Source organism: Rhizobium sp. CB3171 (assembly GCF_029714265.1).
In the GTDB taxonomy this organism is placed as follows: domain Bacteria; phylum Pseudomonadota; class Alphaproteobacteria; order Rhizobiales; family Rhizobiaceae; genus Rhizobium.
In genome coordinates, this window is the sequence record NZ_CP121654.1 from 381,641 (window position 1) to 392,407 (window position 10,767).

The 10,767-nt window shown below is 57.7% G+C and carries 10 protein-coding genes and 1 pseudogene; 10 read left to right on the forward strand and 1 reads right to left on the reverse strand.

Annotated elements, in window-relative coordinates; translation table 11 throughout:
• The first annotated feature begins 167 nt into the window (after positions 1–167).
• The 9 genes from QA648_RS33775 to QA648_RS33815 all read left to right on the forward strand — a co-directional run bounded on the left by QA648_RS33775 (position 168) and on the right by QA648_RS33815 (position 9,810).
• A complete protein-coding gene (locus QA648_RS33775) occupies positions 168–1,406 on the forward strand; it encodes an FAD-dependent oxidoreductase (protein ID WP_283054419.1) in 1,239 nt (412 codons plus the stop codon).
• Between the two features lie 11 nt (positions 1,407–1,417).
• A complete protein-coding gene (locus QA648_RS33780; RefSeq protein ID WP_283054420.1) occupies positions 1,418–1,693 on the forward strand; it encodes a sarcosine oxidase subunit delta in 276 nt (91 codons plus the stop codon).
• Positions 1,690–4,575: a 2Fe-2S iron-sulfur cluster-binding protein gene (locus QA648_RS33785; RefSeq protein ID WP_283054421.1), complete on the forward strand. Its 2,886-nt coding sequence runs from the start codon at positions 1,690–1,692 to the stop codon at positions 4,573–4,575. The genes QA648_RS33780 and QA648_RS33785 overlap by 4 nt, the downstream gene beginning before the upstream one ends.
• Positions 4,576–4,577: 2 nt before the next feature.
• Positions 4,578–5,201, forward strand: a complete 624-nt coding sequence (locus tag QA648_RS33790; protein WP_283054422.1) for a hypothetical protein — start codon at positions 4,578–4,580, stop codon at positions 5,199–5,201.
• Positions 5,173–6,294, forward strand: a complete 1,122-nt coding sequence (locus tag QA648_RS33795; RefSeq protein WP_283054423.1) for a beta-eliminating lyase-related protein — start codon at positions 5,173–5,175, stop codon at positions 6,292–6,294. Before QA648_RS33790 ends, QA648_RS33795 begins: the two co-directional genes overlap by 29 nt.
• Before the next feature lie 49 nt (positions 6,295–6,343).
• Positions 6,344–7,309: a threonine/serine dehydratase gene (locus tag QA648_RS33800; RefSeq protein ID WP_283054424.1), complete on the forward strand. Its 966-nt coding sequence runs from the start codon at positions 6,344–6,346 to the stop codon at positions 7,307–7,309.
• A gap of 135 nt (positions 7,310–7,444) precedes the next feature.
• Entirely contained in the window at positions 7,445–8,329 is an 885-nt protein-coding gene (gene purU / locus QA648_RS33805; protein ID WP_283054425.1) for a formyltetrahydrofolate deformylase, read from the forward strand.
• Positions 8,326–9,261, forward strand: a complete 936-nt coding sequence (locus QA648_RS33810; RefSeq protein ID WP_283054426.1) for a bifunctional methylenetetrahydrofolate dehydrogenase/methenyltetrahydrofolate cyclohydrolase — start codon at positions 8,326–8,328, stop codon at positions 9,259–9,261. Before purU ends, QA648_RS33810 begins: the two co-directional genes overlap by 4 nt.
• A gap of 111 nt (positions 9,262–9,372) precedes the next feature.
• Positions 9,373–9,810, forward strand: coding sequence for a RidA family protein (locus tag QA648_RS33815; protein ID WP_120709062.1), 438 nt, complete (start codon positions 9,373–9,375; stop codon positions 9,808–9,810).
• A 198-nt stretch (positions 9,811–10,008) separates the two neighbouring features.
• On the opposite strand, the gene QA648_RS33820 is transcribed toward QA648_RS33815, so the two are convergent.
• The gene (locus QA648_RS33820) at positions 10,009–10,212 is read right to left on the reverse strand and encodes a cold-shock protein (protein ID WP_120709063.1); all 204 of its coding nucleotides are present in this window, start codon (positions 10,210–10,212) and stop codon (positions 10,009–10,011) included.
• A 448-nt stretch (positions 10,213–10,660) separates the two neighbouring features.
• On the opposite strand from QA648_RS33820, the pseudogene QA648_RS33825 reads away from it, so the two are divergent.
• Positions 10,661–10,760: pseudogene (locus QA648_RS33825) on the forward strand (IS5/IS1182 family transposase); the annotation flags it as partial.
• Positions 10,761–10,767 lie beyond the last annotated feature (7 nt).

Below are 10,767 nucleotides of genomic sequence, written 5' to 3' on the forward strand. Positions count from 1 at the left end.
AGGGGCAATCGCAGCGTGACGGCCTCTCAGTCGTTGGCTGCGGGCGAAGGCCTTCCTGCCGCCCTACTCCTGGTGGGTCCCCGCTTCAACGAGGCGTTGGTTTTGGACATTGCGCGCGCAATGGAGCAGAGCCAACCCTTCTCAGACCGCCCGTAGGGAGGGTTCAAATGGTATTCGCGCTCCTAAAATATGGTCTTTCGAAAGCCTATCCGGCACGTGAGGAGATTCCACGAACGCCGGATCTAAAGTCGCATTACGATGTCGTGATTGTGGGCGGCGGGGGGCATGGCGCCTCGCTGGCTTACCACTTGGCAAAACACCATGGCATCAAGAACATCGCCATTCTTGAGAAAGGCTATCTCGGAGGCGGCAATACCGCGCGAAACACCACCGTCATCCGGTCGAATTACACTGATCAGCGCTCGATCAGGTTCTACGCGAGGTCGCTCAGGCTGTACGAAGCGCTCTCCAACGAACTCGACTACAACATGATGTATTCCCGGCGGGGCCAACTCACGCTGTCTCACTCCGATGGAGTGTCGCGCTCGCTGCGACTTCGCGCAGATGCCGGCAATTTCTGCGGCGAAGCAAACGAGATCATCGATCGCAAGCAGATCAAGGACCTTGTGCCATCCCTGAACCTCGACATCAAAGGGATGCCGATCCTCGGCGGCCTTTGGCATCCGAATGCGGCCATAGCGCGCCATGACGCCGTGGTCTGGGGATATGCCATCCGCGCGTGTGAGCGTGGCGTTGAACTTCACCAGCGGACCGAGGTTGTCGGGATGGACGTCGTCGGCGACAAGGTGACGCGCGTTCGTACCAATCGTGGCGACGTCTCGGCAGGGATCGTGGTCCAATGTGTCGCCGGATATTCATCGGTCGTCGCGAAGATGGTCGGATTGAAGCTGCCGATCCGCAGCTTCCCGCTTCAGGCAATGGTCACCCATCCTATCAAGCCATTTCTTGATCCGATGGTCTCCTCCACCGCGCTTCATTGCTACATTTCGCAATCCGCGCGAGGCGAGCTCGTCATCGGGGGCGGCTCTGACCCTTACGAACTCTACAACACACGTTCGACGCTCGAACTCAAAGAGAGCCTAGCAGCCTCGGCTCTCGAAATGTTCCCGTTTATTGGCGAACTGAAGGTGTTGCGCCAGTGGGCCGGCGTTACCGACATGACGCCGGACTATAGCCCGATCATGGGTCGAAGCCCGCTCTCGAACTACTGGCTTGACGCCGGTTGGGGCACCTGGGGCTTCAAGGCAACGCCCGCCAGCGGGTTCTTCCTCGCCAAAGCTATTTCGGACAATCGCATTCCTGAGGAGATCCAGCCATTCCAACTGGATCGGTTCGAGCGGTTCGATCTGGTCAATGAGATGGGCGCTACGGCCGCGAGCCATTGAGGAGCTGATACATGAAAATCATGACATGCCCTCTGAACGGGCCGCGCAACATCACAGAATTTCAGTGCCACGGCGAGGTCCATCGGCAACCGGATCCCGCGACCACGGGCGACAAAGAATGGGCAGCCTATATCTGGATGTCCAACAATACGGCGGGGGTCGTACGCGAGTGGTGGTGTCACACACCTACAAATTTTTGGTTCCTGGCAGAACGCAACACGATGACCGATGAAATTTTGGCCACGTTCCCCGTACCGGCAGATGGACCTCTGGGAGAGGTGTTATGAATAAATCGACACAGCGGCAGGGGCTGCTTATCGACGCATCAGAGACGATCAAATTCACCTTCGACGACCGCGAGTATGAAGGGGTTGCGGGAGATACGATCGCCTCGGCGCTCGCGGCCAATGGCGAATGGATCCTGTCACGATCCTTCAAGTATCACCGGCCCCGTGGCGTTCTCACGATGGCGGCACAGGATGCCAACACGCTCGTCCAAATCGGAAACGAGGTGAGTGTTTTCGCGGATCGTCATCCGATCTCGAACGGTTTGGCGGTTCGGGCGCAAAACGTCAGCAAATCAGCGCGCAAGGATAGCGGCTTTGCAATGAACCGGCTATCGCGGTTCATGCCGGTCGGCTTCTACTATCGGACCTTCTTTAAGCCCAAGGGTGTTTGGGAACGAATCTGGGAGCCCCGCATCCGGGCCAAGGCGGGCTTGGGCAAGCTCGATATCAGCAAGCCGACCGAAGGCTACTACGACAAGGCCTATGGCTGGTACGACGTCATCGTTGTCGGCGCAGGTCCGGCGGGCCTAGCCGCTGCGATCGCTGCGGCCGATGCTGGGGCATCCGTGCTCATCGTGGATGAGAACCCTATCATCGGCGGGGCACTCAACTACGCACGCTTGAAAATCGAGCGGGACCTCATCAGCGAAGTCGAGGCTCATCGCAACATCGAAATCTGGACCGATGCGACCTGCAATGCCTGGTATTCCGATAACTGGCTTCCGGTTATTCGCGGGAACCGGCTGCACAAGCTGCGCGCAAAGCAGGTTGTTTTCGCAACCGGGCTGATCGAGCAGCCATCTCAGTTCCGTAACAATGACCTGCCCGGAATTATGCAGGGCTCCGCCGCTCAGCGGCTGATACGGCTTTACGGCGTCAAGCCTGGCAATCGTGCAGTCATTCTCGCCAGTAATGATGAAGCCTATGGCGTGGCGCTCGACCTCTTGGACGCGGGCGTGAAACTGGCTGCGATCTGCGATTTGCGGAAGAATGGCCATAGCGGGCCGAACCGCTCAGAGGTCGTGGCGCGACGGGTCGAGGTACTTGATGGTTGGTGCGTCTGGGAAGCGCAGCCTGAAAAGGATTACGTTCACGTTCGCGCTGTCGAAGTTGCAGAGATCGATGCTCAGGGTAACGCTGGTAACAAGCGCCGAAAGATTGATTGTGATCTGGTCTGCATGTCTGTCGGCTACGTTCCCGCCTATCAGTTGCCGCTCCAATCAGGTGGTAGGTTGGCTTACGACAGCGCGGCCGCGCAATTTAAAATTTCCGGCCAGGACGGCGCCGTCCTTCTTGCTGGATCGGTCGACGGCTATTTTGACACGGAAGATTGCGTTGCTCACGGGGCGGCGCAAGGCGCCTTGGCGGCAACCAAACGTGGATACGAGATCAAAGATCTGCCCGCTCTGCCAACGCGTCGTCCAGGTTCTCCCAACCATCCCTGGCCGATCTTTCCCCATCCGGAGGGCAAGGATTTCGTTGATTTCGACGAGGACCTGCAAGTCAAGGATATCAAGAATGCGGTCGCAGACGGATACCGTGAACTCGAGCTGGTAAAACGCTTTTCGACGGTTGGCATGGGACCGAGCCAAGGCCGCCATGCCGCCTTGGCGACAGCTATGATCGTCGCGAAAGAGACCAAGCGCTCCGTCAGCGACGTCGGCGTCACGACCGCGCGTCCTCCCGTTACCACGGAGAAGATCGCAACGCTCGCGGGACGGAAATTCACGCCGATGCGCCGAACACCAATGCATGAACAGCATGCGGCCCAAGGGGCATCGTGGCTCCTGGCCGGCAATTGGATGCGACCAGCATTTTACGGCCGCGGACGAGACGACAAAACGCTCATCGCCGATGAGGCGCTGAATGTCAGAAACAATGTCGGCATGATCGATGTGTCCACTTTGGGCGGTCTGGATATTCGCGGTCCTGATGCGGCAGAGTTTCTGAACCGGATGTACACGTTTGCCTACGTCAAGCTACCCGTTGGCAAGACACGCTATCTCCTGATGACGAATGAAGCGGGTACCGTGATCGATGACGGTGTCGCTTGCCGTCGCGCAGAACAATACTTCTACGTCACTGCGACCACGACGGGTGTCGATCGGATCTACCGCAATATGCTCTGGTGGAATGCGCAGTGGCGCCTCGACGTCGATATCGCAAACGTCACGGCCGCTTACGCGGGCGTCAACCTAGCCGGCCCCAATGCGCGCAGGGTCCTGGAAAGGTTGACCGATGACATTGCCCTCTTGCCACAGGACTTCCCGTATCTCGCCTATCGGGAAGGAAAGGTGGCCGGCATTCCGGCACGCGTATTCCGCGTCGGCTTCATCGGAGAACTCGGCTACGAGATCCACGTCCCTTCCCGCTTCGGCGCAGAGCTTTGGCGAGCAATAGGGGAAGCGGGACAATCCCTCGGAATTCGTCCATTCGGTCTTGAAGCGCAGAGATTGATGCGGCTCGAGAAAGGGCATGTGATCATTGGCCAGGACACCGACGGCATGACAACGCCGGAGGAACTTGACATGAGCTGGGCGGTGGCCAATTCGAAGCCCTTCTTCATTGGAAAGCGCAGCCTGGAGCTCCGTGGCAAGACGCTGTCGAGCAGAAAGCTCGTCGGATTCGCGATTGACCGGATGCCCGCTTCTGCGCTCCAGGAATCAAACCTTGTCGTGAAAAATGGGTCGATCGTTGGGTTCATAACGTCGATTGCTTATTCTCCAACTTTGGGAAAGGTCATTGGAATGGCCTACGCCGACAGGCTTGAGGCGAGCCTTGGAAGCCGAATCTCCCTGCGGTCGAGCGACGGCACCGAGCATCAGGCCGAAGTCGTTTCTTCTCATTTTTACGATCCCGAAAACCTGCGGCAGGAGATGTGAACATGGGCGCTGTTGCAAAAAGCCCGTTCGGCCACCGGTTCGAGAAGGCGCCCCCGGTCCGAGACGACAAAGGGGTTATCATCCACGATTTTTCCGGGTTTGGGCGAACAGGCTTCAAGGGTGCGGGCGCGACGGAATGGCTGACGGCGAAAGTCCGCATCCTACCAGATCGGCCGAACAGGGCTGTCGCTTCTGATGACAGCACTTTGATCGCGCGTTTGGGAAAAGAGGAATATCTCATCCTCGATCAAAAAGTTGCAGGAAGCGAGTTCTGCAGCGACCTGGAGGTCGCCTGGAATGCTGACAGCGCGCAGGGCGCTACCCGGATCGGCTACCCGCTCCCCCGCGCTGACAGCCACAGCTGGCTTTATCTGAAGGGAAACTCTGTCGCACCGATGATGTCGAAGATCTGCGGGGTCGATCTGCGTGATGGCAAATTCGAACCAGGAGAGGTGGCGCAAACGGTTGTTGCACGGATCGGCGCAGTCTTGATCCGTCAAACGCACGAGGGTTCCTACGGGCTCCACATGCTGACGGATTTCGCCTCGGCCGACTACCTCTGGGATGTGCTGGAAGACGCTTGCGCCGAATTCAACGGTGGCTTCGCCGGAAGCGGGAGGACGTAAAATAGCAACGTATCATTTCAATTCGGACAACGGCGTTCCGGTCTGCGAACAGGTGATGACGGCGCTAATAAGCTGCAACCATGGTATTGAGACTGCCTACGGTGCCGACCAATATACAGCGCGAGTAGGACCTGCCTTCTCCGATTTCTTTGAGCGCGAAGCGTTTGTTTTTCCGGTTCCCACAGGCACCGCCGGAAATGGGTTAGCACTCGGCGCCATTACCCCGCCCTACGGCACCATCTTCTGCCACCAGGCCGCGCACATCGTGACGACGGAGGCCGGAGCGCCCGAGTTCTACAGTGGTGGTGGCCGGATGACTTTGCTCTCTGGCGACCATCATAAGATATCGGCCGAGACGTTGGCTGAGGCCCTGCAACAGCACGGCATCGGCAATGTGCATCACATGGCCGCAAGTGCGATCAGCCTCACTCAGGCAACGGAGGCGGGTGTCGTCTACGAGCCGGTCGAAATGCAGGAATTGACCGCGATCGCCCATAAGGCTGGATTGAAGGTCCATCTGGACGGAGCGCGTTTGGCAAATGCGATAGTCCATCTCGGTGTCTCCCCTGCGGAGGCAACCTGGAAATCAGGGGTCGATGTTCTGACTTTCGGAACAACCAAGAATGGAACAATGAATGCGGAAGCTGTCATTACTTTCGATCCGGAAATCGCCCGCCGGCTGACATTCATGCACAAGCGTGCGGGCCACCTGTTTTCGAAGATGCGCTACATGTCGGCTCAACTCCTCAGTTACCTGGAGGGGGATTTGTGGCATCGAAATGCTTCGCAGGCGAACCGGAATGCGGCGCGGGTCTTGAATGCTTTAAAGCAGTGCGCCGATGTCCAGGTGGCGCATCCAGTACAGATCAATGAAGTGTTCGCCATGCTGCCGCCCACCCTGACGGAGGCTCTCCGCCAAAGGGCGATTCAGTTGCGGCCGTGGAACCTGAAAGGCGCGGGCCAAGGATATCGCTTGGTGATGTCCTATTGCGACAGCGCCGACGACATCCGGCTGTTCGAGGAAGCTTGCGGTTCAGTGCTCCCTTCTCGACGGCCACTGGATCCCGATAACGCCGGCGTTCGAATGAACTGATCGCGAACGCCACGCGAATTACAATGCATTTTCGAAGGAAAGCCGTGCCATGCTTGAATACTCCATGATCCTAAAGGCTTCCCAGGTCCTTGCGGGCGTCACCCGGGTCACGCCCTTACTTGAATCTGAACTGCTTAACTGCAAACTCGGCTTCCGTCTGCTTGTCAAAGCAGAATGCTTGCAGCGCACGGGGTCATTCAAAATCCGCGGCGCCTACGTCAAGATCGCTTCGTTGAGCAACGAAGAGCGCGCCGCGGGCGTGGTGGCCTTCTCCTCAGGAAACCATGCACAAGGCGTTGCGGCCGCGGCCACCGAGATGGGGGTTCCCGCGACAATCGTCATGCCGGAGGACGCACCTGCAGTGAAGTTGCGCAATACCGCGGAATATGGCGCAAAAGTCATTACCTATGATCGTTTGACAGGAGACCGCGCGAAGATTGCACGAGACATAGCGGCCGAAACGGGTGCAACCTTGATCCCTCCATACGACGATTATGTTTTGATGTCGGGGCAAGGCACAATCGGTCTCGAAGTTGCGGATCAACTGGGGAAGCTGAAAACGTCCGCAGACGCTCTCGTGTGCCCGGTGGGCGGCGGCGGGCTGATCGCGGGAATAGCGACCGCGATGGCACAAGCTTCTCCCGGCACCAAAGTTTATGCTGCCGAACCAGAACACTTCGACGATACCAAGCGCTCGCTGCTGGCGGGAAAACGCATCGGAAACGAGCCAGGTCACAGTTCGATCTGCGATTCCATCGTGACGCAAATTCCTGGCGAAAACACCTTCCCGATCAACCAGAAACTGGTTGCCGAGGGGTATTCGGTTTCAGAGGCCGATGTCATCGTTGCGATGCAGACCCTTGCGGACGATCTGAAAATTGTTGCCGAACCGGGCGGCGCCGCCGCTGTTGCCGCCGTTCTGCGGGACCGAGAGAGGTGGAGAGGCAAAACGGTTGTTGCGATCGTGTCCGGAGGGAATGTCGATCTCGATACCTGGCGCGGCTATCTGACTTGACCGGCTGACTGACGCCACTGAAGTGTGGCTCCTGTCTTTTACCGTCGCTCGCGCCAACTCGAATACCAGCTTTCGCTTAAGTTGCCCGCTTTTCCAGAAAGCGGACGAATTCCTGCAACCTTGTAAAGGCTACCTATGACCACTTATGTCCTTACCGCAACGTGCCAGTCTGCGAGAGGAATTGTAGCTGCCATCTCCGGATTTCTCTGCGAAATGGGCTGCAATATCGTCGATAGCTCGCAGTTCGATGACCTTAGTACCGGCCGATTTTTCATGCGTGTCTCTTTCGTCTCGGAAGAAGGGATCGGCGCCGAAGCACTCACCGAGGGTCTCAAGCCAATCGCCGAGAAGTTCCGCATGGAGGCGGAGCTACATCTTCAAACGCAAAGAATGAAAGTCCTCCTGATGGTATCCCGGTTTGGGCACTGCCTAAACGACCTCCTTTACCGCTGGCGTATCGGGGCACTGCCGATCGACATCGTCGGGGTGGTCTCGAACCACTTTGACTACCAGAAGGTCGTGGTGAACCACGATATTCCCTTCCACCATATCAAGGTGACGAAGGAAAATAAGCCGCAGGCCGAAGCGCAGCTTTTGGACCTTGTGGAGCAGACCGGCACCGAGCTCGTCGTGCTTGCACGCTATATGCAGGTCTTGTCGGACGCGATGTGCCGAAAAATGTCCGGCAAGATCATCAATATTCATCACTCCTTCCTGCCGAGCTTCAAGGGTGCCAACCCCTACAAGCAGGCCTATGAGCGCGGCGTGAAGCTGATCGGCGCGACGGCACACTATGTCACTGCCGATCTCGACGAGGGGCCGATTATCGAGCAGGATACTGTCCGGATCAACCATGCGCAAAGCGCCGAAGACTATGTCTCGATAGGTCGCGACGTCGAAAGCCAAGTGCTTGCGCGCGCCATTCACGCGCACATCCACCATCGTGTCTTCTTGAACGGCAATCGAACAGTCGTTTTTCCGGCCAGCCCTGGCAGCTACGCGTCGGAGCGTATGGGATGAGGCGTGCAACGATCATCGACGGAAAAGCGGTCGCGGCCTCGGTAATCGACGTGGTGAAGACCGCGGCTGCGGCCTTGGAGCAGCAGGACGGCGGCACGATTGGCCTAGCCGTCATTATTGTCGGCGATGATCCGGCAAGCCACACCTATGTGACCTCCAAGAGCCGCATGGCCAAGGAGTGCGGCTTCAAATCAGTTCAGCACACGCTGCCGACACATACGAGCCAGGGCGATCTCGCCGCCTTGGTGAACACGCTCAATGCGGACAGCACCGTTCACGGTATATTGGTCCAATTGCCGCTGCCCACGCATCTCGATAGCGAAGCAATCATCCAGGCGATCCAGCCGGAAAAGGACGTTGATGGCTTGAGCGTCGTCAACGCCGGCAAGCTTGCAACCGGAGACCTCAAGACCGGGCTCGTTTCGTGCACACCGGCCGGTGCGATGGTTTTTGTTCGGCGTATCCATGGTGAGGATCTCTCCGGCCTTACCGCGGTCGTTATCGGCCGCTCGAATTTGTTCGGCAAGCCGATGGCTCAACTGCTGCTCAATGCCAATGCGACGGTAACGACGGCTCATTCGCGTACAAAAAACCTTCCCGACATCTGCCGCCAAGCCGATATCCTCGTGGCGGCCGTCGGCCGTGCCGGAATGGTCAAGGCCAGTTGGGTGAAGGAGGGCGCCACCGTGATTGATGTCGGCATCAACCGCGTCGCCGCGCCAGAAAGCGGCGTGGGAAAGACACGTCTGGTCGGAGACGTTGCTTTCAGCGAAGTGGCCGAGGTTGCCGGGACGATCACACCTGTGCCCGGCGGCGTAGGTCCCATGACGATCGCAATGCTGATGGCAAACACAGTTATCGCGGCTTACCGTTCGGTTGGCAGAAACCTCGACCAGAAGCTGGAGTTATGGCCCGGCCAAAATCGCAGCTAATTGGGCCATCGAGTTGCATTGAATTGAGGTGCGCATCCAATCGAGCAGCGTCATCGGCAACGCTCCGTGAGTCACCCAGAAGAACCTTCATTACCACAGGAATGCTGGCGCATGAAAAGAACGGGCCATTTCAACACGCCAATTGCCAATGGCAATTATCTTATCGCAAAGCGGCATCGGGACTTGGTGTTCACCTCGGGCATGACTCCGCGATCAAAAGGCGTGATCGTCCATGTCGGGACGGTGGACAGCGAGGATGCGATCGATGACTACAAGGATGCGGTTGAACTCGCGGCTTCAAATGCCCTTGCCGCAGCGCGAACGGTCCTCACCGAAGGGGAACAGATCGCGGGTGTCTTGACCTTGACTGTTTTCATCGCAGCAAACCCGGGTTTCAAGAAACATTCGCAGATTGCCGATTTTGCTTCGGACCACCTGTTGGAAGAGATCGGACCCGGTGCGATTGGCACGAGGGCGGCAGTGGGCGTGACCTCGTTGCCTGGAGGGGCTGTCGTCGAAATTCAGATGACCGCCGTTATCGGAAATTAGCAGCTGCTGCCGGACGGCGAATTGATTTGCGTACATTGTCTGGCCGTCCCGGCAACAATTGTAACCGGAAGCGGGCCTTCGATTAAAGAGTGGTATAGGAAGGTTGGCGGCGCCGTGCCCGAAGGTCGATCATGTCCGCATGCGTCTACGACGTGGATCGATCCGCCAACACATCGACCCAGTTTCTGTAGATCTCAATTAAATCAGCCGCACGTTTTCAGCCTTCGACTTGCCGGTCTTGCGATCCTGGCCGACTTCGTAGCTTACCTTCTGTCCCTCACTGAGAGAGCTACCACCCTGCAAGGCAGACACGTGCACAAACACGTCAGCCCCACCATTGTCTGGGGTAATGAAGCCAAACCCTTTGTCTCCATTGAAAAACTTAACGGTACCAGTGGCCATGAACAAATCCTCGAAGCTATCACGGCTGATTGCCGCTTCAGAAAGCTTTAAGGCGACGGAGTTTTCTTCGCAATCGGTTTGCCCTCATCATGTTTTGTCACTGTCGCGGCAAATTCAACACTTGGCCAGCGGCCGCCGGAACCTCGCGATGTATTCAAATCGCTTGGCAGCAGCCTCATATGAGACGATGATCATTCGCGTGCTGCCATGCTATGGCTCCCGCTTTGAAACGTCCTCGACTGTTACCGCATAGAGATTTTCCGGGTTATGCTTATCTGCCGGATCGGCAGCCGCACCCCCGTGCGACATCCCGCGGGACACAGCTATCACGTCGGTCCCCAGCCCCTCGCAAAGATGGCGCCGCCGGACTCCGGACAGTTTCGCGGTGAGCGTCCGGCGAATGCATTTTTTGCGTCTACGAGGCGCGGTTTAGGACTTGCGGCTTAGCTCATCTGTCATAACGCCGCTCGATCATCTCGGGATCGCATTGCTCATCGACGAGGAACTGGCGGATTCCACCATCCCACGTCCGTATGTCGGCCAGGAGATCTCGAA

Coding starts and splice junctions, on each gene's coding strand:
- QA648_RS33775 (WP_283054419.1), top strand. CDS start 168: ATGGTATTCGCGCTCCTAAAATATGGTCTTTCGAAAGCCTATCCGGCA.
- QA648_RS33780 (WP_283054420.1), top strand. CDS start 1,418: ATGAAAATCATGACATGCCCTCTGAACGGGCCGCGCAACATCACAGAA.
- QA648_RS33785 (WP_283054421.1), top strand. CDS start 1,690: ATGAATAAATCGACACAGCGGCAGGGGCTGCTTATCGACGCATCAGAG.
- QA648_RS33790 (WP_283054422.1), top strand. CDS start 4,578: ATGGGCGCTGTTGCAAAAAGCCCGTTCGGCCACCGGTTCGAGAAGGCG.
- QA648_RS33800 (WP_283054424.1), top strand. CDS start 6,344: ATGCTTGAATACTCCATGATCCTAAAGGCTTCCCAGGTCCTTGCGGGC.
- purU (WP_283054425.1), top strand. CDS start 7,445: ATGACCACTTATGTCCTTACCGCAACGTGCCAGTCTGCGAGAGGAATT.
- QA648_RS33810 (WP_283054426.1), top strand. CDS start 8,326: ATGAGGCGTGCAACGATCATCGACGGAAAAGCGGTCGCGGCCTCGGTA.
- QA648_RS33815 (WP_120709062.1), top strand. CDS start 9,373: ATGAAAAGAACGGGCCATTTCAACACGCCAATTGCCAATGGCAATTAT.
- QA648_RS33820 (WP_120709063.1), bottom strand. CDS start 10,212: ATGGCCACTGGTACCGTTAAGTTTTTCAATGGAGACAAAGGGTTTGGC.